Origin of the sequence: Streptomyces sp. NPDC051569, from assembly GCF_044454085.1 — a bacterium.
GTDB lineage: Bacteria > Actinomycetota > Actinomycetes > Streptomycetales > Streptomycetaceae > Streptomyces.
In genome coordinates this window covers 182328-208269 of record NZ_JBITDJ010000003.1, presented here as the reverse complement: position 1 = coordinate 208269, position 25942 = coordinate 182328, and the positions used below count along the sequence as shown (strand labels likewise).

General features: G+C 72.1%; 19 protein-coding genes and 1 pseudogene. 6 read left to right on the top strand and 14 right to left on the bottom strand.

Annotated features, from left to right (window positions below):
• Window positions 1–46: 46 nt before the first annotated feature.
• The gene (locus ACIBAE_RS06695; RefSeq protein ID WP_399282756.1) at window positions 47–895 is read left to right on the top strand and encodes a (2Fe-2S)-binding protein; all 849 of its coding nucleotides are present in this window, start codon (window positions 47–49) and stop codon (window positions 893–895) included.
• A gap of 249 nt (window positions 896–1144) precedes the next feature.
• Window positions 1145–2188, top strand: coding sequence for a DUF2637 domain-containing protein (locus ACIBAE_RS06690; RefSeq protein ID WP_399282755.1), 1044 nt, complete (start codon window positions 1145–1147; stop codon window positions 2186–2188).
• 134 nt (window positions 2189–2322) lie between these two features.
• On the opposite strand, the gene ACIBAE_RS06685 is transcribed toward ACIBAE_RS06690, so the two are convergent.
• The 3 genes from ACIBAE_RS06685 to ACIBAE_RS06675 all read right to left on the bottom strand — a co-directional run bounded on the left by ACIBAE_RS06685 (window position 2323) and on the right by ACIBAE_RS06675 (window position 6467).
• On the bottom strand, window positions 2323–2715 hold the full coding sequence (locus tag ACIBAE_RS06685; protein WP_399282754.1) for an ATP-binding protein: 393 nt from the start codon (window positions 2713–2715) through the stop codon (window positions 2323–2325).
• A gap of 149 nt (window positions 2716–2864) precedes the next feature.
• The gene (locus ACIBAE_RS06680) at window positions 2865–4607 is read right to left on the bottom strand and encodes a pyruvate dehydrogenase (protein WP_399282753.1); all 1743 of its coding nucleotides are present in this window, start codon (window positions 4605–4607) and stop codon (window positions 2865–2867) included.
• A 99-nt stretch (window positions 4608–4706) separates the two neighbouring features.
• Window positions 4707–6467 carry a protein phosphatase 2C domain-containing protein gene (locus ACIBAE_RS06675; protein ID WP_399282752.1) on the bottom strand — a complete coding sequence of 587 codons (1761 nt, stop codon included), beginning with the start codon at window positions 6465–6467 and terminating at the stop codon, window positions 4707–4709.
• A 194-nt stretch (window positions 6468–6661) separates the two neighbouring features.
• On the opposite strand from ACIBAE_RS06675, the gene ACIBAE_RS06670 reads away from it, so the two are divergent.
• The 3 genes from ACIBAE_RS06670 to ACIBAE_RS06660 all read left to right on the top strand — a co-directional run bounded on the left by ACIBAE_RS06670 (window position 6662) and on the right by ACIBAE_RS06660 (window position 8586).
• Complete coding sequence (locus tag ACIBAE_RS06670; RefSeq protein WP_399282751.1) at window positions 6662–7645, top strand: helix-turn-helix domain-containing protein; 984 nt, start codon at window positions 6662–6664, stop codon at window positions 7643–7645.
• Between the two features lie 23 nt (window positions 7646–7668).
• Window positions 7669–8151, top strand: coding sequence for a DUF456 domain-containing protein (locus ACIBAE_RS06665; protein WP_399282750.1), 483 nt, complete (start codon window positions 7669–7671; stop codon window positions 8149–8151).
• A gap of 69 nt (window positions 8152–8220) precedes the next feature.
• A complete protein-coding gene (locus ACIBAE_RS06660) occupies window positions 8221–8586 on the top strand; it encodes a PPOX class F420-dependent oxidoreductase (RefSeq protein ID WP_399282749.1) in 366 nt (121 codons plus the stop codon).
• 238 nt (window positions 8587–8824) lie between these two features.
• Here the strand turns inward: ACIBAE_RS06660 and rsgA are convergent, their stop codons facing one another.
• Together rsgA and ACIBAE_RS06650 are read right to left on the bottom strand one after the other, a co-directional pair.
• Window positions 8825–10015 carry a ribosome small subunit-dependent GTPase A gene (gene rsgA / locus ACIBAE_RS06655; protein WP_399283050.1) on the bottom strand — a complete coding sequence of 397 codons (1191 nt, stop codon included), beginning with the start codon at window positions 10013–10015 and terminating at the stop codon, window positions 8825–8827.
• 363 nt (window positions 10016–10378) lie between these two features.
• Window positions 10379–12727 (bottom strand): M4 family metallopeptidase, encoded by a 2349-nt coding sequence (locus ACIBAE_RS06650; protein WP_399282748.1) that lies wholly within the window; start codon window positions 12725–12727, stop codon window positions 10379–10381.
• Between the two features lie 709 nt (window positions 12728–13436).
• Between ACIBAE_RS06650 and ACIBAE_RS06645 the strand changes: the two genes are divergently transcribed.
• On the top strand, window positions 13437–15023 hold the full coding sequence (locus ACIBAE_RS06645; RefSeq protein ID WP_399282747.1) for an LCP family protein: 1587 nt from the start codon (window positions 13437–13439) through the stop codon (window positions 15021–15023).
• 31 nt (window positions 15024–15054) lie between these two features.
• On the opposite strand, the gene ACIBAE_RS06640 is transcribed toward ACIBAE_RS06645, so the two are convergent.
• The 9 genes and pseudogenes from ACIBAE_RS06640 to ACIBAE_RS06600 all read right to left on the bottom strand — a co-directional run bounded on the left by ACIBAE_RS06640 (window position 15055) and on the right by ACIBAE_RS06600 (window position 25878).
• Window positions 15055–15891 (bottom strand): RimK family alpha-L-glutamate ligase, encoded by an 837-nt coding sequence (locus tag ACIBAE_RS06640; RefSeq protein ID WP_399282746.1) that lies wholly within the window; start codon window positions 15889–15891, stop codon window positions 15055–15057.
• Window positions 15888–16799, bottom strand: coding sequence for a RimK family alpha-L-glutamate ligase (locus ACIBAE_RS06635; protein ID WP_399282745.1), 912 nt, complete (start codon window positions 16797–16799; stop codon window positions 15888–15890). Before ACIBAE_RS06635 ends, ACIBAE_RS06640 begins: the two co-directional genes overlap by 4 nt.
• Before the next feature lie 161 nt (window positions 16800–16960).
• Window positions 16961–17788: an alpha/beta fold hydrolase gene (locus ACIBAE_RS06630; protein WP_399282744.1), complete on the bottom strand. Its 828-nt coding sequence runs from the start codon at window positions 17786–17788 to the stop codon at window positions 16961–16963.
• A gap of 163 nt (window positions 17789–17951) precedes the next feature.
• A complete protein-coding gene (locus ACIBAE_RS06625) occupies window positions 17952–19571 on the bottom strand; it encodes an amino acid adenylation domain-containing protein (protein ID WP_399282743.1) in 1620 nt (539 codons plus the stop codon).
• 73 nt (window positions 19572–19644) lie between these two features.
• Window positions 19645–20919 (bottom strand): glutamate synthase-related protein, encoded by a 1275-nt coding sequence (locus tag ACIBAE_RS06620; protein ID WP_399282742.1) that lies wholly within the window; start codon window positions 20917–20919, stop codon window positions 19645–19647.
• On the bottom strand, window positions 20916–21941 hold the full coding sequence (locus ACIBAE_RS06615) for an asparagine synthetase A (RefSeq protein WP_399282741.1): 1026 nt from the start codon (window positions 21939–21941) through the stop codon (window positions 20916–20918). The genes ACIBAE_RS06620 and ACIBAE_RS06615 overlap by 4 nt, the downstream gene beginning before the upstream one ends.
• A gap of 302 nt (window positions 21942–22243) precedes the next feature.
• Window positions 22244–23551 (bottom strand): annotated as a pseudogene (locus ACIBAE_RS06610) (methylaspartate mutase); the annotation flags it as partial.
• A 5-nt stretch (window positions 23552–23556) separates the two neighbouring features.
• Window positions 23557–24003 (bottom strand): cobalamin B12-binding domain-containing protein, encoded by a 447-nt coding sequence (locus ACIBAE_RS06605; RefSeq protein WP_399282740.1) that lies wholly within the window; start codon window positions 24001–24003, stop codon window positions 23557–23559.
• Window positions 24004–24459: 456 nt separating this feature from the next.
• Window positions 24460–25878 (bottom strand): helix-turn-helix domain-containing protein, encoded by a 1419-nt coding sequence (locus tag ACIBAE_RS06600; RefSeq protein WP_399282739.1) that lies wholly within the window; start codon window positions 25876–25878, stop codon window positions 24460–24462.
• Between the last annotated feature and the right edge of the window lie 64 nt (window positions 25879–25942).

Below are 25942 nucleotides of genomic sequence, written 5' to 3'. Positions count from 1 at the left end.
AAGGTAAGGCTTACCTGCAAACGATCGCGATTCGGTGGTCCCCTGCATGACCGTGCCCGCCCTGCTGCCCAGCCTCCTCACCTCGCCGGTGCGGGACGCGTACACCCGTCTGACCGAGGTGTTCCCGGCGCTGCGCATCGACGAGCTGACCGACGGGGAGCGGCCCCCGGCCGGAGGCGGCTGGGTGAGCGCGGCCGAACTCGCGGCCGGCGGCGCGGCCCTCGACACGTTCCTCGCCTGGGACGAGACCCAGGTGGAGCGGGACTACGGACAGCGGGCCCGCCCCGATGTCATCGCCGGCTTCGCCCTGCACCGCTACGCCTGGCCGGCCTGTCTGCTGATCACGGTGCCCTGGTTCACGCTCCGCCGGGTGCCGCGCCTGCCGGTCGGGGACGTCTCCTTCCAGCGGGCACTGGGCCGGATGAGTGTGCGGACCGCCACGTTCGCCTGCCTGCCGGACGACCCGGCGGCCGCGCTTCCCGGCGCCCTGGTCGTGCCGGACGAGGAGGCCCTGCGCGGCGAGGTGCGGGCCGCCGTCGCCGAGCACCTCGGCCCGGTCCTCGAAGGGTTCGCCCCGCGGATGCGGCGAGGCCGGCGGGCTCTGTGGGGCATGGCGACCGACGAGGTCGTCGAGGGCCTCTGGTACGTCGCCCATCTGCTGGGCGAGGAACGGCGCGCGATGGCGGAGCTGGAGCTGCTGCTGCCCGGCACGATCAAGCCGTACGTCGGCGCGGCGGGCTTCCGCGAGCTGACCGGGCCGGGCGGCGAGTCGCTGCCGACCCGCGACCGGGCCAGCTGCTGCCTCTTCTACACCCTGCGCCCCGAGGACACCTGCGTCACATGTCCGCGCACCTGCGACGCGGACCGGATCCGCAAGTTGAGCGCCGACACCTGACCCGGGCAACTGACCGGGGCAACCCGTCAGAGCAACTGACCCCATGTCATCATGCATCCCAAGCCACCCGCTAGGGTGGTATTAATCGAACATGACAGCCGCCTCTCGCGTGGCTGTTCCAGTCGATCGCGCCTATATGTGCGCCACACCACCTCGTTGGTGTTGTCTTGTCCCAAAACCCCCTGAGGGGCACCGCATTTCCGCCAATATGGCGCCCGAAACGCCCTACTGCGATGCAAGGATCACCGCATGCGACTGACGGACATATCGCTGAACTGGCTGCTCCCCGCCGGCGTCCTGCTCGTCGGAATCCTGGTGGCGGCGGCCGTGCTGATGCGCGGTAAGCGCCCCACCGAGAAGACCGGGGCCGAGGACAGCTGGGAACGCAGCGAGGAACGCCGCAGACGCAAAGAAGCGATCTACGGCATCGCCTCCTACGCACTGCTCTTCTGCTGTGCCGCGGTGGCGGCCGCTCTTTCCTTCCACGGACTGGTCGGCTTCGGCCAGGAGAACCTCAACCTCAGCGGCGGCTGGGAGTACCTCGTTCCGTTCGGCCTCGACGGCGCGGCCATGTTCTGCTCGGTCCTCGCCGTCCGCGAGGCCAGCCACGGTGACGCGGCCCTCGGTTCGCGTCTGCTCGTGTGGACGTTCGCCGGCGCCGCCGCCTGGTTCAACTGGGTGCACGCGCCCAGGGGTCTGGGTCACGACGGTGCTCCGCAGTTCTTCTCCGGCATGTCCCTCTCGGCCGCGGTGCTGTTCGACCGCGCGCTGAAGCAGACCCGCCGGGCGGCGCTGCGCGAGCAGGGTCTGGTTCCCCGCCCGCTGCCGCAGATCCGGATCGTCCGGTGGCTCCGGGCTCCCCGCGAGACCTTCGGCGCCTGGTCGCTGATGCTCCTCGAAGGCGTACGCACGCTGGACGAGGCCGTCGAGGAGGTCCGCGAGGACCGTCGGCAGAACGAGTCCAACCGGCACCGCAGGCGCGAGCAGGAGAAGCTGGACCGAGCGCAGATCAAGGCGCTCAACCGGCAGCACCGCGCCTGGGGACGGGCGCGTGGCGGCCGCCAGGTCGCCCTGCCCGCCGGCTCGGTCTCCGCACCGGCCGTCGAGGCCGCCGCGGAGCCTGCCCTATCAGAGCCGGGACAGCTGCCCCACCTCTCTCGGCTCTCACTTCAACCCGCGAGGGGCACTGAGGCCCGCACCGTGGACCTCACCGCCGAGGACGACACGCAGGCACTGCCGCGACTCGACTCCCTGGAGCGCAAGCTCAAGGAGATGGAGCAGCAGTTCGGCTGAGTCCCCAGCAGCGAGCGGCACACAGAACACCCGGACCGGCGTGACGGACAACCGTCACGCCGGTCCGGCGTTTGGCCCGGCCCCCCGGTGACGCCCTGACGCACCGCGCCCGCCTCACGCGTCCTCAGGCGCTCCTAAGCCGCCTCGCCGTCGAGCTCGAACCAGACCAACTTGCCCAGCGGCCTGGCCCGTATCCCCCAGTCGTCCGCGAGGCTCCGCACCAGCGCCAGTCCCCTGCCGTGCGTGGCCTCGTCGGGCACCGGCCGGTGCGGCGGGGGCGGCGCGGGCAGCGCGGCGACGAAGTCCCGCACCTCCACCCGCAGCCGTGACTCCGCGACGGTCGCCGTGACCACGGCGCCGCTCTCCGTATGGACCAGCGCGTTGGTCACCAGCTCGCTCATGAGCAGCTCCGCGACCGCCGCGCAGTCCCGCTCCCGCCAGTGCCGCAGCAGCTCCCGCAGGGCGTGCCGCACCTCCGGAACCGCCGCGAGATCGGCGCCTCCTACTCTGCGCCGTAGACCTGCCATCACTTCTGCCCCCCGCCCGTACCGCTGCCGGCTCCTGTTCTCCTACGCGTGCGTCTGATGCATTCCCGGCCACGCGACGGCCACTCATGTGGATTTCTCGCGTGGGGTCAGGGGCGGGGCGCGCGGGAGCAGGGGCGGAGCACGCGGGGTCAGGGGCGGGGCACGTTGCGCAAGTTGGAGCGGGCGAGCTGGACCATGCGCCCCACCCCGCCGTCCAGGACGATCTTGCTGGCGGAGAGGGCGAAGCCCGTCACCATGTCCGCGCGGATCTTCGGCGGGATGGACAGCGCGTTGGGGTCGGTGACCACGTCGACCAGGGCGGGGCCCTTGTGCTTGAACGCGTCCTTGAGCGCGCCGGCGAGCTGTTTGGGCTTCTCGACCCGCTCCCCGTAGGCGCCGGCCGCGCGGGCGACGGCGGCGAAGTCGGGGTTGTGGTTGGTGGTGCCGTACGACGGCAGCCCGGCCACCAGCATCTCCAGCTCCACCATGCTCAGTGCGGAGTTGTTGAAGAGAACGATCTTCACGGGCAGGTCGTACTGGACCAGGGTGAGGAAGTCGCCCATCAGCATGGAGAATCCGCCGTCGCCCGACATCGAGATGACCTGGCGCTTCCGGTCGGTGAACTGGGCTCCGATGGCCTGCGGAAGCGCGTTCGCCATCGAGCCGTGGCTGAACGAACCGATGACCCGGCGGCGCCCGTTCGGCGAGAGGTAACGCGCCGCCCAGACGTTGCACATACCGGTGTCGACGGTGAAGACGGCATCGTCGTCGGCGAGTTCGTCCAGGACGGCGGCGACGTACTCGGGGTGGATCGGGATGTGTTTCTCGACCCGGCGGGTGTACGCCTTGATCACGCCCTCCAGCGCGTCGGCGTGCTTCTTGAGCATCTTGTCGAGGAATCTGCGGTCCGTCTTGGCCCGCACCCGTGGTGTGAGACAGGTCAGCGTCTCGCGGACGTCGCCCCAGACCGCGAGGTCCAGCTTGGAGCGGCGGCCGAGGCGTTCGGGGCGTACATCGACCTGGACGATCTTGACGTCGTCGGGCAGGAAGGCGTTGTACGGGAAGTCCGTGCCCAGCAGGATCAGCAGATCGCACTCGTGGGTGGCCTCGTAGGCCGCGCCGTAGCCGAGCAGCCCGCTCATGCCCACATCGAATGGATTGTCGTACTGGATCCACTCCTTGCCGCGCAGGGCGTGCCCGACCGGGGACTTGATCCGCTCGGCGAACGCCATCACCTCGGCGTGCGCGCCGGCGGTGCCGCTGCCGCAGAACAGGGTGACCCGCTCCGCCGCGTCGATCATCCGGGCGAGCTTCTCGATCTCCACGTCGCCGGGGCGCACGGACGGGCGCGAGGTGACCATCGCGTGCTCCACCGCCCGCTCCGGGGCGGGCGCGGCGGCGATGTCGCCGGGCAGGGTGACCACGCTGACGCCGCTCTGGCCGATCGCGTGCTGGATCGCGGTCTGCAGCAGCCGGGGCATCTGCTTGGGGCTGGAGATCATCTCGCAGTAGTGGCTGCACTCACGGAACAGCTGCTCCGGGTGGGTCTCCTGGAAGTAGCCGAGGCCGATCTCGCCGGACGGGATATGGGAAGCGAGGGCGAGCACCGGCGCCATGGAGCGGTGGGCGTCGTACAGGCCGTTGATGAGATGCAGATTGCCGGGGCCGCAGGACCCCGCGCAGGCGGCGAGCTTGCCGGTGATCTGGGCCTCGGCACCGGCCGCGAAAGCGGCGGTCTCCTCGTGGCGGACCTGTACCCATTCGATGGCCGGGGTCCGCCGGATGGCGTCGACGATGGGGTTGAGGCTGTCGCCGACGACTCCGTACAGCCGCTCGACGCCGGCCCGGACGAGGATGTCGACGAACTGCTCCGCCACGTTCTGTCTGGCCATGGAAGCGCACCCTTCGCGGTCTCGGGGCTGGAGCTGGGGTCACGGGCCTGTGGTCTCGGCTGTCCTGGCCCTGTCCCCATCAACCCATGCCAGGCGCGGTTACGCCTCCCAGACGCCGACCGCCGTGCGGTCGCCGTACGGGAGGGGTATTCCCTCCACCCTGAGCTGGGTGTCCACGAGAAACGCGGCGAGACCGGGCGGGTCCGTGGGACCCCAGCGCCGGCCCAGCTCGTCGGCGAGGAGGGTCGCCCCGCGCAGCGGCTCGGCGAGACCGGTGCTGCAGAGCAGGAGCGTGTCACCCGGACGGGCCACCGTGGCCCGGAACCGGAACGGGTCCGCCGGTGGCGGAGGCGAAACCTCCCCGTACGGGGCCGAACGCGTCGTGATCCCCAGATCCATGGTGATCCGGTCGACGTCCGGGAGCCCGGCGGGCGGCGTACCCGTCCCCGCGCCCTGCCCGTCCCGGCCGGTGACCGGTGAGGTGGCCGGTGAGGTGGCCGGTGAGGTGGCCGGTGAGGTGGCCGGTGAGGTGGCCGGTGAGGTGACCGGTGAGGGGAGGGCCGGCTCCAGGTCCTGCCAGACGCCGTCCCTGAGCCGGAAGAGTCCGCCGCCTCCGGCCCCGAAGAAGACGCGGGTCCGGCACTCCGGGTCGGTGGTGAGCAGCAGACAGCGCAGGCTCGCGGTGTACTCGTCGGGTTCGGCGCCCAGCTCGGCGGCGCGGGCCCGGAGCTTGCCGTAGGCGCGGTCGGTGAGCCGGTGCAGACCGGACGTGAGGTCTCCCCGGCGCCCGGCTCTGATGTCCTCGGAGAGCTGGGCGTGATGGCGCCCGACGGCGCCGCCGATCCAGTGACAGGCGTCGGTCGCGGCCCGGTGGGAGCCCTCGGCCGCGCGGACCCCGCTCGCCACGGCGACGAGGAGGAGGGCGTCGGTCCCCTCGCCGAAGCGCACGGTGAGCAGCGCGTCCCGCCGGGGTTCGCCCCGGTGGCGCGCCGAGTCACCGCGTACGGACGCGGCCCGCAGGGCGTACGTCCCGTAACGCGCCCCGTCGAGGACGGTGTCGGCGACGACCTCGTCCAGCCGGTCGGCGCGGGCGGGGGCCAGGGCGGTGGGCTCGGGATCGTACGTGGGCGGCCCGTCGCCGAGACGGATGACGGGCGGGCGGGGCGCGGCTTCACGGGGGGAGGCCTCGTGGGGCGCGGGCTCGTGCGGCGCGGGCTCGTGGGGCGCGGGCTCATGCGGCGCGGGCTCGTGCGGCGCGGGCTCATGCGGCGCGGGCTCGTGCGGCGCGGGCTCGTGGGGCGCGGGCGGTGGCTGGGGCTGGGCTCTCGGGCCGGTCACCGGTGTTCGGCCGAACCAGCCCGTCGGTGGCGGTCCTTCGTCGGAGCCGGCGGCGGGTGTGTCCTGCTTCGGCGGCCCCCATGCCTGTCCGGCGGTGGGCGCGGCCGGTCGCTGCGGCAGGCGTACGGGGCCGCCCCGCGCGTCGCCCGAGGGCGGGGGCAGCGGTCGCGCGCCGCCGGGGTCGTGGGTGACCGGCCGCTCCCACCAGGCGCCTGGTCGGCCGGGCACGGCCCCGGAGCCCTCGTCCGCTTCCGTTTCCTTTTCGGAGTCGGTGCCGGGGCCGGGGCCGGAGTCGGGGCCGGTGCCGGAGTCGGGGCCGGAGTCGGGGCCGCTGCCGGTGCCGCTGCCGCTGCCGCTGCCGGTGTCCGTGTCACGGACCGCGACCGCCGCCGAGTCGAAGCGGTCGTCGAGCGTGTCGGACGCGTCCGCCGCCGGTGTGACCGGGCCGGTGTCCGGCGCGGCTTCCTCGTACAGCCGGTTCCACCAGTCGTCGGCTGCCGGACTCTCCCCCTGCTGACTCATGCCCCTATTGTCGACCGCTCCGGGGGCGCGAAACCGGCTGTCGGGAAAATGTGGCCGCCCGCGCCGTGGCGCCCAAAGGGCAGACGCCCGGGGTCTGTTGCCGATCGCCGCCGCCACGTGTCGGCCCCGGAGCCCGCGCGGGGATGATGGGGGCGGTGGGTTGGTGCCGTGGGTGTCCAGGGAGGGGTTCAGGGGTGCTGGGAGCGATAGGTCTCGACGAGAGACAGGAGTCCGCGTACCGGGCACTGGTGGCGATCGGCGCGGCGGAGGTCGCGGATCTGGCGCACCGGCTCGCTCTTCCCGAGCCTGATACGGAACGGGCGCTGCGCCGGCTGGAGGGGCAGGGCCTGGCCGCGCGGTCCTCCTCCCGGGCCGGACGGTGGGTCGCGGCCCCGCCCGCCGTCGCGCTGGGTGCGCTGCTCACCCGGCACCGCCATGGGCTGGAGCAGGCCGAACTGGCGGCGGTGCTGCTCGCCGAGGAGTACCGCGCGGAGGCCGGCGAGCCGGCCGTACACGATCTGATCGAGGTGGTGACGGGTGCCGACGCGGTCGCCCACCGCCTCCTCCAGCTGCGGCTGGGTGCCACCGAGGAGGTCTGCGCCCTGGCCGCCGGGAGACCCGGGCCGGTCACCGGGACGGCCGACCGGGCCGCGGACCGCCAGGTCCCGTGCCGGACGGTCATCGAACGCGAGGTGCTGTCCCTTCCCGCCGGGATCGCCGGGCTGTCCGCCGCGCTCGGCCGTCACGAGCGGCTCCGGGTGACCGAGCGGGTGCCGACGGAGCTGTTGGTGGCCGACCGCGAGCTGGCGATGGTGTCGCTGACGGCGGGGCGCGGGGCCGAACCCACCGCTCTCGTCGTCCACGCCAGCGGGCTGCTGGACTCGCTGCTCGGGCTCTTCGAAGCGGTGTGGCGGGAGGGGCTGCCGCTGCTGCTCGGCGCGGACGGCACGGTCGCGGAGGAGCGGCCCGCGGGTCCGGACGCCACCGATCTGGAGGTCCTGTCGCTACTGCTCGCGGGGATGACCGACGCGAGTGTCGCCAAACAGCTGGACCTGGGGCTGCGGACCGTACAGCGCCGGGTGAAAGGGCTGATGGAACTGAGCGGGGTGACGACCCGGCTGCAGCTCGGCTGGCATGCGTACGAGAAAGGCTGGGTAGCGCGCGACCTGCGCGAATGAGCCCTATCCGGCACGCTGGGCAGATGGAAGTGTGGCTGCTCGTGCTGGTGGGCCTGGTCATGCTGCTCGGCCTGTTCGGCGTGCTGGTCCCCGGTGTGCCGGGGCAGGCGATCGTCTGGGCGGCGGTGCTGTGGTGGGCGCTGACGGACACGTCCCGTCCGGCCTGGGCCGTCCTGATCGGGGCCACCGTCCTCCTGCTGCTGAACCAGGCGCTCAGACCGCTGCTGCCGACCCGCAGGACCCGCAGGACAGGGGCCCCCCGGCGCACCCTGCTGATGGGCGGGGTCCTCGGCATCGTGGGGTTCTTCGTGCTGCCGGTGGTGGGCGGGGTCGTGGGGTTCGTCGGAGGGATCTACGGCGCCGAGCGGATCCGCCTCGGCGGTCACCGGGCCGGCTGGGCGTCGACCCGTACGGTCATGCGCACGGCCGGCTACTCCCTTCTGGTGGAGCTGTTCGCGTGTCTGCTGGTGGTGGGTGCGTGGCTGGGAGTCGTCATCGTGGGCTGAAGGCGGGCGGGCACCGGTGCCCCGGCCCGGGCGCTGCGCCGGACCCGGCCCGCGTGTGAGGCTGGGAGCATGACCGAATTCAGCGAGTCCGAGCGCGTGTACCTCCGGTCCCAGCGGCTGGGCCGGATGGCGACCGTCGACCCCAAAGGACAGCCGCAGGCCAATCCGGTCGGTTTCTTCCCGCAGGACGACGGAACCATCCTGATCGGGGGTCACGCCCTGGGCACCACCAAGAAGTGGCGCAACCTGCGGCACAATCCCCGGGTGGCACTGGTCGTCGACGATGTCGTGAGCGTCACGCCGTGGACCGTGCGCGGCGTCGACATCCGGGGTGAGGCGGAGCTGCTGACGGGCCCGCACGAGCTGGGTCCGCATTTCAGCGAGGAGCTGATCCGTATTCACCCCCGCAAGATCCACAGCTGGGGTCTCGACTGACGGGTGCGTGAGTGGTGCGCCCGCCGGTTCGTGACCCCGCCGGTTGATGACCCCGCCGGGCTCGGCGGGGGCCGGCGGGGACCGGCGTCGCACCTGGCGGGTGCGGCTCGCCGGGCCCCCTGCGCTCCCTCGGCGTCGTCGGTCCCGTCGTTGTTCCGGGGCCGTCGTTGTTCCGGGCCTGTCGTTGTTCCGGGCCTGTCGTTGTTCCGGGCCTGTCGTTGTTCCGGGTCCGTGCGGTTTACCGGAGCCGGCCCCGCTTGGCCGGCCTGCCCGCGCGTCCCTCCGCTTCCCTGCGCTTCCAGCCGCGCAGGATCTCGTCGCGCAGCCGGGCGTCGGTCTTGGCGGCGAGACGCCGGTTCTCCCGCAGCAGCTTGTGGTAACTCTCCAGCCGGCGTACCGACAGCGCCCCGTCCGCCACGGCGGCGTTCACGGCGCATCCCGGCTCCGACGCGTGGACGCAGTCGTGGAAGCGGCACCCCTCGGCGAGCCCTTCGATCTCCGAGAAGACCTGCCCGACCCCGGTCTCCGCGTCCCACAGTCCGACGCCGCGCAGTCCGGGGGTGTCGATGAGCACGCCCCCGCCGGGCAGGACGAGGAGGTTGCGCGTGGTGGTGGTGTGCCGTCCCTTCCCGTCGACATCACGGGCGGCCCGGACTCCCATCACCTCGTCCCCGAGCAGGGCGTTGGCGAGGGAGGATTTACCCGCTCCGGAGACCCCGAGCAGCACACTCGTACCGCCCGACAGCGCGGCCGAGAGCTCCTCGACGCCCTCCCCGGCGACCGAGCTGACCGCCACCACCCGCACCCCGGGCGCGGCGGCGCGGACGTCCTCGACGAGGTGGCCGAGGACGGCGGGGTCGCCGACGAGATCGGCCTTGGTGAGCGCGACGACCGGCAGGGCCACGCTCTCCCGGGAAGGCGCCGACCCGCGCCGCAGCGCGTCCCCGTCCGAGCTGGACATCGCGAGGGCGAGGAACCGCTCGATCCGCCCGAGGTCGAGTTCCACCGCGAGCGAGACGCAGATGACGATGTGATCGATGTTGGTGGCCAGCACCTGGCCCTCGGAACGCTTGGACGATGTCGACCGTACGAACGCGGTCCGGCGCGGCAGAAGCGTCCGTACGTACAGTGGATCACCGGACGGATCGACGGCGGTCCAGTCCCCGGTGCACACGATCCGCATCGGGTCGCGGGGCACGACGAATTCGGTGTCGGCCCGCACGGTGCCGGCCGGGGTGACGACGTCGCAGAGACCACGGTCGACCCGTACGACACGGCCGGGGACCAGGCCCCGCTCGGCGTACGGAGCGAACTCGGCGGCCCACTCCTCGTCCCAGCCGTACCGGGCGAGAGGGTGCGATGCCGGGCGCGATGACGGGTGCGATGACGGGTGCGATGACGACGGTGCCCCCGAAGAGGCGAAAATGATGGACAAGGGGGGAACCCTTCACAAGGGCGGCCCCGGCACGCGCACACGGGCGCGGAGAAATGAGGCAGGTCAGCCGGAGACCACGGAGGTGACATGGATGAACTTCTGGATGAGGGCAGCGCCCGTCTCAACGACAGCCATCGGTCACACCTCCTGGTCGTACGCAGCCGAGCGCGGCGGCCACCGGCCACCGCGCGGAACGGTCACACCCTAGCCCGGCCGCCGAAGCGCGCGCCAAGCTTTTTCCCGGCGTCGGGAACCCGCACCACGAACACGCGCCGCGCCCGGTCGACCGGGCGCGGCGCGTGTTCGTGACGGGTGTTCAGGGTGCGGTGAAAGGGTGGAGCGGAGGAGAGAAGGCGGTCAGAAGCCGAGGCTCCACCGGTCCAGATAACCATCGGCGTTGGAGAAGATGCCGGGGGTCGCGTCCTGGATCCGGAGCTTCCAGGTGCCGTTGGCGGGAATCGCCGAGGCGTCGACGGTGTACGTCGCGTGCAGTTCCTTGCCTTCGTCCCAGACGAAGTTCTTCACCATGATCACGGTGCCGTCCTCGCTGACCAGCTCGATGATCTGGCCACCGATGAAGCCGTGGTAGAGATCGACCGTGACCTTGAGCTCGCTGGAGGCGTTGCCGGTCCGTCCGGCGACGACGAGCGGGGCTTCGACGGTGGCCCAGGCGGGGACGTCGACCCGGGCGGGGTTGACGAAGAAGTCGCCGCCGGAGGCGAGCACGGTGTAGACGAACGGGATCGCGAGGGTCTCCGCCGCGGAGTTCTTGATGCTGATGACCGTGTTGAAGTCACCGGCCACGGTCGGGGTGCCCGAGATCAGGCCCGTGGTGGTGTTGAGGGACAGGCCGGTGGGCAGGCCGGTCACGGAGTACGTCAGGCTGCCCGCGCGGGTCGACGTCGCCTCGATCTGCTGGCTGGTCGACTGGCCGACGGCCACCGGACGGGTGGACGGCGCCTTCGCGGCGATGTGGTTGACGTAGCGGGCACCGACGTTGACGGCCGCCCAGGCGTTGCCGACGGTCTCGTACGCGTCGCTGGTCTTACCGAACAGGTCGGCCGCCGCCTGGAGGGTGGCGGCGCGGGCGCCCGCGTAGTCGGTGTCGGTGGTCATGTAGACGGTCAGCGCCCGGTACCAGACGGTGAACGCGTTGTGCAGACCGAGAGCGGAGACCGGCTTGCCGTCGTAGGTGGGGCTGTCGTAGGCGACGCCGTTGATGGTCTTCTTCCCGCTGCCCTCGGCGAGCAGGTAGAAGAAGTGGTTCGCCGGGCCGGAGGCAAAGTGCGGGTTGAGCGTGGCGGTCTCGGGGGTCCAGTAGTCCTGGGAGGTGCCCTTCTCCTCGGAGGCGTCCTTGGAGGGCTGGTCCAGGTAGCGCAGCGCCTTGCCGGTGCCACGGACGTCGACCAGCTCGCCAATCTGGTAGTCGGGGACGTCCTTCGAGCTGTTGGCGAAGAACTCCACGGCGGTGCCCATGATGTCGCTGGTGGCCTCGTTGAGGCCGCCGGACTCACCGGTGTAGTCGAGGTTCGCGGTGGCGTAGGTGACGCCGTGCGTCATCTCGTGAGCGGCGATGTCGATCGACGTCAGCGGCTTGGCGTTGGTCAGGCCGTCGCCGTAGGTCATGCAGAAGCAGCCGTCCTGCCAGAAGGCGTTGGCGTAGTTCTCGCCGTAGTGGACGCGGGAGTACGCGCCGACGCCGTTGTTGGCTATGCCGTTGCGGCCGAACTGGTCGTGGTAGAAGTCCCAGGTCTTCTGCGCGCCGTAGGCGGCGTCCACGGCCGCGGTCTGGCGGTCGGCCGATGTTCCGTCGCCCCAGACATCGTTGTCGTCGGTCACCAGCGTGCCCGCTCCGCCGCCGGTCAGGTCGTACGTCTTGTGACCGCCGCGCTGGGTGTCGGTCATCTCGTACGCCGTGCCGTTGCGCACGGAACCGATCTGCACCTGCCCGCTGTACTGGCTGTTGCCCACCCCGGCGTGGATCCGCTCGACGCTTTCGAGCTGCTCGCCACTGGCCGCGTCGGTCACGACGTGCAGCTCGCTGGGGGTGCCGTCCTCCTGCACACCGGTGACGACGGATTCCCAGGCCAGAGTGGGCTTCCCGGCCTTCGCCCAGACGACCAGCTTCGGGGTTCCCTCCGGGGCGGCCTCCGCCGTCCCCTCGGTCCGCGCGACGGACACGGCCGACTTCTTCGCCGTGGCGGCCGGGACAGCGGCCTTGGTCGTGGGCACCGAGATCGTGGCCTTGGACGCCTTGGTGACGGTACGGGCGGCGGGGCTCTCGTGGACGATCAGGTCCCCGCCCATGACGGGCAGTCCGGCGAAGGTGCGCTCGTAACGGGTGTGCAGGGTGCCGTCGGCGTCCTTGATGACGTCCTTCGGTATCAGCTTCTCCTGGTCGCCCAGCTTCAGGGAGCGGGCGGTGGCGGCCGCCCCGTCTGCCGCGGCCCTGAGCATCTTCTCCCGCAGGGCGGGAGAGAGTTCGACGGCCGCGGCGCCGGGTCTCGGCTGCGCCGTGAGCTGTCCCGGTACCCGATCCGTGCCGGCCGGGGCGGAGACGGTGGCCGAGGCGGGCAGGGCCGAGACGAGGAGCGCGGCCATGGTGACCGCCGCGGCGGCCGCGGTGCGGCGGCGCACGGAGGCGCGACGGGAACGATGGGACTCGTGAGACGACGTTGCCCTGGTGGGACGGAAGGCGTTCGTCATTCCTGTGGCTCCTTCTGTCCGGTCGCGTGGGGACGGCCGGCGCGACGAGATAGCCGGAGGCCCAAAAGTGGCCCCGGCGTGGCGAGTTGCGACACATATGCGGTGTGCAGATCGTTTCAGCAGGTGAGGTGATTGTCACCAGAGCGGACACCGTTGTCCGAAAGTCGGTCAACTGTTCACGGTCGGCCTCTGGTCGCACGCCATCGATCACGTGCGCCTTTACATGACGGCAACACGCCGTTTCCCAGCCACTTTGGCCGAATTCAGAGCGTGACATCAGGGCATCGGACACCCGGTCGGAGCTCAAGGGCCCAGGTGAGAGCCTGGGCGGGGCCCAGATCGCGCGACCGGGCAGGCGTGGCGGGGGCCCGCACATCAAGCCAGTCGGCCAGTTCGCGGAACGACACGCACCGCACGCCCTCGTGAGGGCGGACCTGGCGCATCACGTCCTCGACGGCGTCCGCGCGGATGCCGCCGTTCCCGTCCTCGAAGTGGTCGCCGATGAACGGCGCGCGGCTGCCGTTGAGGGCAACTCGAAGGCGGTGAGGTACGGCTGTGCGTCAACCGCCCGCGTCGACGCGTCGGAGCCCCTGTAGGCTGCCGCCCCTCCGGGCCCCGCGGGGCCAGCGCTCCTCACCGCCACCTTCCACCCGGTCCCGGCCGGGTGTGTTCTCCGCGCCCCTGCGGGCGCCCGGACGATTGTGTGCCCATGACCCGTCAGCGCCAGACAGCACCCTCGGATTCACCTGAGACCCCGGACGCCCGTGACACCGCCGCCTCCCGCCACGACCGGCGGGACCGGCGCCGCCCGGCCGACGGGCGCGGCGCCGCGCGCGGCGCCGGCCGGAGGCGGCGGAAGGGACGCGGCCGCAAGCGGCTCGCCCTGGGCATATCCGCGGCGGTGACCGTGCTCGCCATCGCCGCCGCGGGCGCCGTCTATCTGAAGCTCAACGGCAACATCGATACCTTCGACGGCAAGGGACTGAGCCCGCAGCGGCCGAAGGCCACCGTCGGAGCCGCCCAGAACATCCTGCTGATCGGCTCGGACACCCGGGCCGGCGCCAACGCCGCGCTCGGCGGCGGAAAGGACGCGGTGGGGCGCTCCGACACGACGATCCTGCTGCACGTCTACGCCGACCACCGGCACGCGGTCGGCGTGTCCATCCCGCGTGACACTCTGGTCGACATCCCGCCCTGCCTGCTGCCCGACGGAAAGTGGACGCCCGTCAGCCAGCACACCATGTTCAACGCCGCGTTCTCCGTCGGCGGGACCGAGGCCGGCAACCCGGCCTGCACCCAGAACACCGTCGAAGCACTGACCGGGCTGCGGATCGACCACACCGTCGTGGTGAGCTTCCAGGGCTTCGCCACCATGACCGAGGCCGTCGGCGGTGTGCCGATCTGCCTGCCCCAGGACATCTACCAGAAGGACCTCAACCCGAACCGCGCCACGCGCGGCAAACTCATCTACCACCAGGGCAAGCAGGAGGTCTCGGGCAAGACCGCCCTGGACTACGTACGCCTGCGGCACGGTATCGGCGACAGCTCGGACATCGGGCGCACCAAACGCCAGCAGGCCTTCATCGGCAGCCTCATCAAGCAGGTCAAGGCCGAGGGATTCAGCCCGACGACCCTGCTCCCACTGGCCAACGCGGCGACCAAGTCCCTCACCGTCGACCCGGGCCTGGGTACGGCCGCGAAGCTGCTGGACTTCGCGATGTCGCTGAAGGACATCGATCTCGCCGACATCCAGTTCCTCACCGCCCCGTGGCGTTACGACGGACCGCGCGTCGCCCTCGTCCACCCCGAGGCCGATGAACTCTGGGCCACCCTCAAGGCCGACCACACGCTGGACGGCAAGGCCACCGGCAAGGACGGGGCGGCCGGCGCGGCCCCGCGCCCCAGCACCACCCCGGTCACCGGGGCCGGGGTCTCCGTGGCGGTCTACAACGGCACCACGACGAACGGACTGGCCTCCCGCGCCGCGGAGTTCCTGCGCGCGCACCGGTTCACCGTGACCGGCACCGCCACGGCCCGGTCGCAGACGCACGCCACCACGGAGATCCAGTACGGGGCCGGGCTCGAAGCCCAGGCCAGGAACCTCGCCAAGCTCTTCCCGGGCGCCGTGCTCGAACCCATCGGCGGCTCCAGCCTCAACCTCGTCGCGGGGCGGGACTACGCCGCCACCCCGACGGACCCGGCCACGCCGGCCGCGCCCGACCCGCTGCCCTCCAGCGTCACCGACCAGGCGCGGTCGGCCGACAAGGACCTGTGTGCCGACCTGTCCTACGGCTGACAGCCCGTCGGGTGGCCTTCGATCCGCCTGCTCAGAGGTCACCCGACGGACTGTGGGAGCCCGCCCGCAGCGCCAGCGCCGCCAGGGCTTCCGGGGCGCCCGCCTGGCCGCGTATGCCCGGGAACGCGTTGATGTCCACGATCAGGGGGGCGCCGCCGCCCGCGTCGATCACGTCGACTCCGTACACGTCCAGCGCGAAGACGGAGCCGACCGTACGCACCAGGCCGAGCCAGCCGCCGGGGAGGTCACCGGGGGCGAGGGGCAGGGTCGGGCCCCGGCCGCCCCGGGCCAGTTCCGATCGGCGCAGGGCGGCGAAGACCCGGCCGTCGATGACCCACAGCTTGTGGTCCCAGCCGCTGTTCGGAGTGAATTCCTGTGCCACCAGGGGCTCCTCGGGCCAGGCCGCGCGCAGTTCGCGCAGGCGGGCGGCGTCGTCGACCCGGGCGACGAGGTCGTGTCGCCGGCTGTGCCGGCTCTTGACGACCAGCGGACGGGGAAGCTCCGCCGCCGTCGCGGGGCCGCCCAGGGTCCAGGTCTCCGCGAAGGGCAGTCCGGCGTTCCGGGCCAGGCCGGCCATCTCCAGGCGGTCCTGGCACCGTGCGGTCGCGGTCGGCGAGTTCAGTACGGGAGCGCCCCGCGCCTCCAGCGCCCGGCCCAGCGCCAGCGCGCGCGGGGTCCGCGCCTTCAGCAAATAGACGTCGGCGGAAGGAACGGCAAGAGGAACGACGGAAGGCTCCTGCGCCGGGTCGTCGCCGCCCTGCCATCCGTCCGGATCGACCGCCACCACCTGGTGGCGGGGTGTCAGCAGCGCGGTGGCCGCGGCCAGCAGCGGGTGATCGGGCCGGGGGGTGATCAGGCCGATCCTCATCTGCTCTCCCCCGCCGTCGCGGTCAGGTGCGGGGGCCCGAGCAGGGCGCCCGGCGCGGGGATCCGCGCCGGGGTCCGGAGGGGTCGCGGTACGGCCCCGCCCGTGCGCGCCAGTTCCAGGACGGCCCGCCCCACACGTACCACCGCGTCGGGCACCCGCCGGAAGCTCGGGAAGTCGTTCACATCGACGATCACCGGCCCGTCGGGGCCGAGCAGCACGTCCACGCCGTACAGATCCAGCCCGTAGACCTCGCCGACCCCGGCGACGATCCCGGCGATCTCGGCGGACAGCGGGACGTGGCGCTCCCGTGCCGGGTGGTCCGGGTGGAGCGGTGAGCGCCGTTCGGTCGCGTACAGCTCGCCGCCGACGCAGTACACCTTGAGGTCGGTCCCGGAGTTGGGCACGTACGGCTGGGCTATCAGCATCCCCTCCCCGGCCAGTTCGGGGGTCAGCCGGGCCAGCCGGTCCGGCGACGGTACGAGCCGGACCGCCCGCCCCGAGCTTCCGTCGGCGGGTTTGACCACCAGCGGGAACTCGGCCTCGGGTATCTCCGCCAGCGACTGCGGCCGGGCCGCCGCGTACGTCGGTGGCATGGGCAGTCCGTGACCGCGTCCGACCACCGCCGCCAGCACCTTGTCCCGTACCCCGCGGATCGAGCGCGCGTCGTTGACCGTCGTCATCCCGACCGCCGCCGCTGCCTCCAGCAGCGTCAGTCCGGGCCCGCCGGACACCGTCTTGAGCACCCAGGCGTCGTGGCTGCCCGCCCGTACGGCCTCGGACAGCCGGACCAGCGAGCTGCCGGGCCTCAGCACGTCGACCCGGTGCCCCCAGGAGGCGAGTTGGCGGATCACCTCGACGGGCATGCCGTCGTGGCGGTACTGCTCCTCGACCAGAAAGCAGAGTCTCATCGTTCCCCGTAACCCCCGGACATCCGGGCTTCCTGTCCGGCAAGCGGTGACACCGGTACCTACCGGGATCATGATCCGCCTCGCTCCGGCCGGGCGGATCACCAGCCCCGGGGTAACGGGGTGACGAAGGTAAGGTCCCGGGGGTGGGGTCCCGTGCCGGATCAGCTCCGGAGGAAGGCCAGCAGGTCCGCGTTGAAGGTGTCCTGGTAGGCGGGAAGCTGTGCCAGGCCGTGCGGGGCGCCGGGGTAGACCTTGAGGGTGGCGTCCTTGACGAGCTGGGCGGACTTCCGGCCGGCGGCGACGATCGGCACGATCTGGTCGTCATCGCCGTGGACGACGAGGGTGGGGATGTCGAAGCGCTTCAGGTCCTCGGTGAAGTCGGTCTCGGAGAAGGCCTTGACGCAGTCGTACGCGCCCTTGAGGCCGACCTGCATGCTCCACATCCAGAACGAGTCGCGAATGCCCTGCGAGACGGCGGAACCGGGGCGGTTGGCACCGTAGAAGCTCTCGCTCAGGTCCTGGTAGAACTGCGAACGGTCGCTCGCGACACCGGCGCGGATGCCGTCGAAGACGTCGATCGGCAGTCCTTCCGGGTTGGCGTCCGTCCTGAGCATCAGCGGCGGGACGGCGCCCAGCAGGACGGCCTTGGCGACCCGGCCGGTGCCGTGACGGCCGATGTAGCGGGTCACCTCGCCGCCGCCCGTCGAGTGGCCGACGAGGATCGCGTCACGCAGGTCCAGGGCCTCGAACAGCTGGGCGAGGTCGTCGGCGTACGTGTCCATGTCGTGGCCCTGCCACGGCTGGCCGGAGCGGCCGTGGCCACGGCGGTCGTGGGCGATCGCCCGGAAGCCGTGATCGGCGGCCAGCCGCATCTGGCCGTCCCAGGCGTCCCCGTTCAGCGGCCATCCGTGACTGAACACGACCGGCTGCCCGGTGCCCCACTCCCGGTAGAAGATGCTGGTGCCGTCCGTGGTGGTGATCGTGGGCATGGCTCATTCCTCCCAGGCATGACATCAGGACATACATGACGGTACGTCAGCTTTGTCCGCATGCCGGGCGCGACAGGGCGGAAGGACGAGGTGCTGGACGGGCTGGACGGGCTGAAGCGGATGGCACCGCCGCCTAACCGCTCCTCCGGCATCTACCGGCCGCTCAGCTCCCCGTCCCGCGCCGGGGCGCCGGCAGCGCACCGTGGTCGAGCTTGCCGTTGGCGGTCAGCGGCAGCGCGTCGAGGGCCACGAACGCCGAGGGCACCATGAAATCGGGCAGGACGGCCGCCGTGTACCGGCGCAGCGCCGCGATGTCGGGGTCACCGCCCTCGCCGGGGACGACGTAGGCGACGAGGCGCCGGTCGCCCGGCCGGTCCTCGCGGACGACCACGGCGGCCCGAGCGACCGACCCGTACCGTACGAGCGTGGATTCGATCTCCCCCGGCTCGACCCGGAAACCGCGCAGTTTGAGCTGCCGGTCGGCCCGGCCGAGGTATTCGATGGCCCCCTCCTGATTCCAGCGGGCCAGGTCGCCGGTCCGGTACATCCGGCTCCCCGGAGGCCCGTGCGGATTGGCGACGAACTGTTCGGCGGTGGCGGCGGTCCGGCCGATGTAACCGTGGGCCAGGCCGCGGCCGGCCACGTACAGCTCGCCGGGAATGCCCGGCGGCAGCGGCCGGAGCCTCTCGTCCAGGATGTAGGCGTGTTTGCCGGGGATGGGTCCGCCGATCGGGACGCTCCCACCGTCGTGGGCGCCGGCTTCCGCCGTGAGCGTGTACGTGGTGGTGAAGCCCATGCTCTCGGCCGGACCGTACCCGTTGACCAGGTGCAGGGCGGGATGGTCGGCCAGGGCGCGGGCGGTGTGCGCGGGCGAGGCCGCCTCGCCGGCCGTCATCGCTTCGCGCAGCTGGGCGAAGACCTGCGGGTGCTCGTCCAGCATCTGGTTGAAGAGCGTCGCGGACAGCTGCAGCGTGGTGACCCGGTGGCGGGCGACCAGCTCCGCGATCTGGTGCGGGTCGGTGTGCTGGCCAGGCTGCAGGACACAGGTGCCGCCGTGCAGCAGCGGACCGAACGCCTCCAGCGCGAAGGCGTCCCAGGACACCGGCGAACTCTGCAGATACGTCTGCTCGGGACCGAAGCGCAGATAGTCGGGCCCGAGGAAGGTGGAGGTCAGCGCGCGGTGCGAGGCGGCCACGCCCTTCGGCGCTCCCGTCGACCCGGACGTGTACATCACGCAGGCCACCGCCTCCGGATGGACCGGGACGTCCCCCGCCGCGCCTGACAGCCCGCTGATGGCGGGCGTCTCCCGGGTCAGGTCGATGACCGTCGCCTCGGTCCGGAGCTGGGTGAGATGGGCCTGCGTGACCAGGGCCGCCGACCGTGTCTGGACGAGCACGGTGTTGAGCCGCTCGGCCGGGAACTGCGGATCGAGCAGGGTGTAGCCGGCGCCCGCCTTCAGGACCGCGAGGAGGGAGGCGATCAGGTGCGGGGACCGCTCCAGATGGATCGCCACCAGGCAGCCCGGCATCACTCCCTGACCGGTCAGATGGCGGGCGAGCCGGTTCGACCAGACGTCGAGCTCCGCGTAGGTGATCCGCTGGTCCTCGTGGACGAGCGCGATCGCGTGCGGGGTCCGGGCCGCCTGTCCGGCGAACAGCCCGTCCAGTCCGGGCCGGTGTTCGTCCGTCACCGTCACCGCCGCCGCGCCCACCCGCTTCCGTTGCCGGTACGGGCTCCGCCCCGGAGGGCGGCCCGGGGCCCGAGGTCCGCTCGGCTGGGACATCTCGACACCTTCCTGGAAGCTCGGGATCCGGGGGCTCCCGGGATCCGCGCGGGGCTTTCGCGGCGGGCCGGGGCTACCCGATCGCGGCCGGAGCGCCTGTGCCGGTGCTCAGCAGCAGGTCACCGGCGTCCAGCGCGTTGACGTGGTACTTGCCGAGGGCGCTGATCAGCAGCCGCAGTTCGAGGGCGACGGACTCCGCCAGCCTCACCAGCCCGGCCTCGCGGTCCTCGTCGACGGCGAGCAGGGCCGCCCTGCCGAGCCCCACGGCCCTCGCTCCCAGCGCGAGCGCCTTGACCGCGCGGCTGCCCTCCCAGACCCGGCCGCTGGCGAGCAGGCAGTGGCTGGTGGGGCCGATACGGAGCAGGCACTCGCCGAGCGGCAGCCCGACGTGCCCGAGGAAGGCGGTCGGCGCCCAGGCGGTACCACCCTCGGCGCCGTCCACGGTGACGGAGTCGGCGCCCGCCGCCCAGGCGGTGGCGGCGGCGTGCGCGACGTCCCGGCCGGGGTGCAGTTTGACCCACACCTTGGCCCGGGGGAAGTTGTTGCGCATCAGCCGGATCTGCTGACGCAGGATCTCCTCGGTGAAGGTGCCCGGGCTGCTGATCCGCAGGACCGAGTCACTGTCCGCGCCGAAGACGGGGTCGGTGGCGTACTGCTCGGTGATCCGCCCGGCGGCCTCCCGGCCGAGGACGGTGAGGCCGCCGAGGCCGGGCTTGGCTCCCTGGCCGACCTTCAGTTCGAAGGCCAGCCGGCCGGTGGCGAGCAGCGGTTCGCTGACCGGGTCGCTGTAGACGAGATTCCACACCTCGGCGTCCGCGTCCTCGGTGCTCTGCTGCACCACCACCCCGCCGTGCTCGTCGTCGGCGGCGTCCGCGTACGCGCCGATCCGGCCGAGCAGCGGTGAGGCCGCCGCGTCCGAGGAGGCGCGGTAGCCGTTGACGGGCACGACGTTCTCGCCGATCACCATAGGGATGCCGAGCCGCCCGGCCTGCCGTCCCGCCGCCTCGCCGAGGTCATGGCTGGCGACCTGCGTCGAGCCGAACGCCGAGACGTACAGCGGCAGCCGGGAGGAGAAGCCGCCCAGCACGGTGTCGAGCACGACATCGCCGTAGAGCGGTTCGCGGCCCAGGTCGATGAGCTTCTTCAAGCGCTCCGGCATGAACACCGGGGGGACGATCCTGGCCCGTTCCAGCAGGTCGTACGGGTCGTGGCCGACCGGCGCGGGGACGGCACCGAGCAGGCCGGAGCCGTACCCCCCGAGCGCCGGGAAGACGCTCGCGGCGCCGTGCCGGGCGCGGTGGCGCACCTGCTCCTCGGGAAATCCGGCGGCGCTGAGCGGCGGGGTCATGCGGACACCACACCGGGCAGCTTCGGGTAGGCGCTGGCCTCCCAGGCGGCGGTGCGGCCGGTGACGTAACGGGTGAAGCGCTCCAGGCCGATGCCGAACCCGGAGCTGGCGGGGATGCCCCGGCGGGCCAGGTCGAGGTACCAGCCGTACTTGGCGGGGTTCTCGCCGGTCTCCCGCATCCGGGTGACGAGGGTGGCGTAGTCGTACTCGCGCTCGCTGCCGCTGGCGAGCTCCCCGTAGCCCTCCGGGGCGATCAGGTCGAAGTTGCGCAGCACCCCGGGGTTGTCGGTGTTCTCGCGGTCGTAGAAGCCGCGTGAGCCCTTGGGGTAGTCGACGACGAAGAACGGGTTGCTCGCCTTGGCGGACAGGATCTCCTCGCCCTCCCAGTCGATCTCGGCACCCGGGTCCTGGGGGTGGCCGAGCGCGACCAGGTCGGCCGTCGCCTCCCGGTGGGTGGTCCGGCCGAAGGCGCCCGCCACCGCCTCGCGGAAGGCGTCCCGGTCGCGGCCGAGCGAGTCGAGTTCGCCGGGCATCTCGCGGACGACCTCGCCGACGACGAACGAGACGAGTTCCTCGGCGAGCGCGATCGCGTCCTCACGGCGGGCGTCGCGTATCTCCACGTCGATCTGGTGGAACTCGGCGAGGTGGCGGTGGGTGACGGCCGTCTCGATCGGTTCGAGACGCACGTTGGGGGCGATGTAGAAGATCTTGGCGAAGGCGAGCAGCGACGCCTGCTTGTAGAGGATGGCGCTCGTCATCAGCTTGTACTTGTGACCGTAGAAGTCCACGTCGACCTGTTTGGAGCCGCGGATGCCGGGGTCGGTGACCGGACCGATGATCGGCGGCAGCAGCTCGGTGAAGCCACGGCCGGTCAGGAAGGCGCGGGTGGCGGCGAGCATCCGGTTCTGGACGCGCAGCGTGGTGCGGGTGGCGGCGGAGCCGAGGTGCTGGTCGGGCGAGGAGGGGAACGGCGGGGAGGCCGTATCGGCGGACCGGGTGGGCTGGTCGGATGTGACGGTCATGGGTGCTACCTCCTGGGGGTGGGGCCGGACAAGCGGGTGAGGGGCCTACGACGCCGGGCGGACGGGGTGGACAGGGCGGACGGGGCGGACGGGGCGGACGGGGTGGACAGGGCGGACGGGGCGGACGGGGCCGATGGGACGGCTGAGGCGGTCGGGACAACTGGGAGCACTGGGACGGCTGGGACGGCTGGGACGGCTGGGACGGCTGGGACGGCGACAGGCTGGGCGGTCGGGACCGTGGCCGGGGACGCGGCAGGGGGCACGGCCGGGGACGCGGCGGCAGGGGGCGGCCCGGTCGGGGACAGGGCCGCCTGGTCGTGCCGTCGCTGGACGAACGAGAGCGCGTCGTACAGCCCGGCGGCGGTCAGCCGCCGGCCGCGCTCGACGACCTGCCCGATGGGCATCGAACCGATCTCGGACCAGGTGAGCCGGCCGTCCGGGCCGATATGGCTTCTGGTCCTGCCCGCGTTGTCGGGGTGCAGGCAGTACGGCACGTCGAGGTAGCCGCGCGCGAACGCCTTGAGCAGGCCCTGGCCGAGGTCGCCGTCGAGATGGAGGACGGCGTCGACGAGCGCCCGTGCCTCGGCGTAGACGGGGTTGTCGGCCGGTGCGACGGCGTCGGCCCGGGCGTCCCGGCCGCGCGGCGGGAGGGCGGCGCGGGCGCGGGCGGCGGCCGCCGAGGCGGTCCGCAGTGCCTCCACGTTCTCCTCGACGGTCGGGATGCGGTGCGCCTCGGCGGCCGTCTTGACGATCAGCCGGGCGGCTCCGGTCCGTACGGCCAGTTCCGCCGAGCGCTCCAGCAGATCCAGCGCGCCCGCCCGGGAACGCGGGTAGAGGCCCATGTACGTGTAGAGGACGACGTGCCAGTCGGTGTCCGGCAGCAGTTCGGCCGCCAGCCGCCGCAGCGCGTGCACGGCCTGCCGGTCCTGTTCGGGGCTGGTCTGCTGGGCGTAGCTGAGGGAGATGCTGCGCAGGCCCGCCCGGTGGAAGAAGAGTGCTTCCAGCGCGCTGATCGCCACCAGCAGTCCCGGCGGGCAGAGCTGGCCGAGCATGCAGCCGCCGAAGGTCTCCAGGTGCGGTTCGGCTCCGGTGGCCCGCAGTCCGGCCAGGAATTCGCAGGTCTCCTGCCAGTTGCGTACGGAGTCGACGAGCGGGGTCCGCCCGTACGGCAGGCAGTACGAGACCGGCCCGCCCTCCGTCGCGTCGAGGCCGAGGAGTGCGAGGGCCGCGACGATCCGCTGGGGGCGGGCGGAGCCGTGCCGGATCTGGACGGGGAAGGTCGCGTCGCGTACGCCGTCCAGCACCCGGCGCGAGGTGTCCGGGTCGTACGAGGTGATCGGGTAGCCGTTGAGCGGGACGCCGGCGTCGAGGGCCCGTAGCGCCGACGGCTCGTCACCGACCCGGGTATAGCTGTCGATGGTGATCGTCCCGGCGACCGGGCCGGCCGCCGCGTCCTTGGTCGCGAGAAGTCCGGACCGCATGCGGGCGGGCACCGAGAAGCCCATCCGGGGCTGCACGACGAGGGCGCCCCTGGCATGGGCGGCGGCGACGAACCGGCCGAAGGAGGCGGGTCGTTCCTGGACGGCCGCCCGGCCCCGGGGCTCGGACAGCACGGTCACCGTACGGCCTCTCTGGAGAGCGAGCCGACGAACGCCTCGAAGGAGGCCAGCCCCACGCTCTCCTCGAAGACGGCGTCGAAGCCGGCCGCGAGCAGATCACGCGCCTGCCCCTCCTCGCCGCCCTCACCCCCCGCGACACCGAGCTTGCCGCCGATGACGACCGGCAGTCCCGCCAGCTCCCAGCGCGAGCGCAGCGCGCCGATCAGCGGCCTGGCGTCGTGGAAGCCGTGGCCGTTGACCGTGCTGACGACCAGCAGGTCGGGCTGATGCTTGCAGCAGGACTCGACGATCTCGTCCTCCGGAATGCACGGACCCAAATTGACGACCGTGTGACCGAGATCCTCGATCAGCAACTGAATGAATACGAGATTCCAGGTGTGCGCGTCGGACGGCAGTCCGGTGACAACGACATCCAGCGGCCCGTATCGATGACGAGTCGTCAATTCCGCAGGCTTCATGATTCGCTTCGTCCACATCATTCGATGACAATGGGAGAAGGAGGTCCTGGCAGGCCCGGAACTTCCCTTCGGCATGAGCGTAGAAGTGCGGCAGTGGTGTTACCGGCGTCCGGGGCGGCAGCCCGGCGGCAGTTGTCACCGGGCCACCGGAGAACCGGCGAAAGCCACGCGCCAGGTGTCCGTACGGCCGGGAGGACGGCGTGCCCGCCCGCCCCGATACGTACCCGTCTCCCCTGCTCAGTGCGGTCTCGTACGAGGAGGCGGGAGGGCGGTCGGCCCGGGAGCGGGAGCCACCGCCGAATACCGTGCGATTCCCGCCGTTTCCCGCCGTTCCCACGATTGCTGCGATTCCCGCGATTGCTGCCACGTGAGTCCGACGATTTTTCCCGTCATGACGCGATGAACCGGTCGAAGAAGTCCCCTTGAGACGGCCGGAGGGCTCTACGCGCCCGCCAGAACCGGGGTATGCGCGGTCGTTTCCGGGGCCGGCTCGGAATGGAGCAGCCGGCGGACGAGGTTGAGCACCATGAACCGCGCGGGCCTGCCGAGATCGGCCCGCGCGGCCGGGGGCTGCCGGATGAGACCGCGCAGGAGCAGAACATGCACATCGCGGGCAGCCTCGGCCGGGGAGATTCCGAGCAGGTCGGCGGCGCTCTGCACCGTCCAGAAACCGGAGGAGAGGTCGGCGCGGGCGTGGGAAGCGGCGTCGGCGCGGTCGGCCAGGGATGCCATCGCACTCAGCAGCGCGGCCGGCTGGGGGCGCAGCCCGGTGACGGCGGCGGCGAGCAGCCGGCCCAGCTCGGAACCGGACCGGGGATCGGGGGTCGCCCCGTCGATGAGGGCCAGCGGCGTGGTCCTCGCTATCTCCAGCAGCTGTTCGGGCGAGTACAGCAGCAGCCAGGAGGCGGCGGCCTCCAGCGCCTGCGGTACGCCGTCCAGCGCGTCGCAGACGTGGGCCACGGTGGTGGTGACGGAGTCCGTGGGCAGCAGGTCGGGGCGCATGTGGCTGACGTAGGACAGCATCAGCTCGACGGCGGGCCGGTCCGCCACGAGGGAGTCCCCGGGCAGCGGGGCGGAGGCGTGGGAGAGGCCCGGTACGGGCAGCGGGGCGAGCGGGAACAACCGTCCACCGGGAGTCTGGTGCGGCTCACGCGCGGTGATCAGGACCTTGAGGCGCTCGCAGGAGTGCAGCAGGTTCAGCAGGGCGGGGCCGACGGTGGGTGACGCCTCCAGGCCGTCCAGGACGAGCAGCGTCGCCTTGTCCCTGATGACCGAGGTCAGTTCGTCGTGGTTCCCGCCGTGGGACACCAGCGCCCTGACCCAGCTCACCATGGCGGACTGCGGGCTGCGGGTGACACCGGCGGACGGGTCGTCGCCGCCGTCCATGGCGACCCACAGGACCGGGATCCGGTCGCGGGCGTGGAGCAGCAGCGCGGCCTCCTGGGCGAGGCGGGACTTGCCCACCCCGGGCAGACCCACGATGGTCAGCAGGCGCTCGTGTTCGGTGGAGAGCAGGCCGGTCAGTGCCTGCAGTTCGGGTCTGCGACCGGTCAGGGGGCGCAGGGGCGTCGGCGGCGGGGCGAGTTCGGCGCTGTACACGTCTCTGAGCGCGTTGCCCGCCGAGGCTCCGTCGACGGCGAGTTCGAGTTCGGCGCGGCGTGCGCCGGTGAGACGCATGGCGTCGGCGAGCAGCCGCAGCGTCTCCCTGCGGGGGTGCTGCACCCGCCCCTGCTCCAGGTCGCGGATGGCCCGCACACTGACTGTCGAGAGTCCGGCCAGCTGTTCTTGGGTGAGCCCGGCGCGCCTGCGTGCACGCTGCAGCATGGCGCCGAGTCCGGCCGATGGGGCGTGAGCGTTCATCGCTGTCTCCTTGGTTCCCGAATGCCGTGTTCTGGTTCTCCGATGCCACGTCGGCGGGACGGCA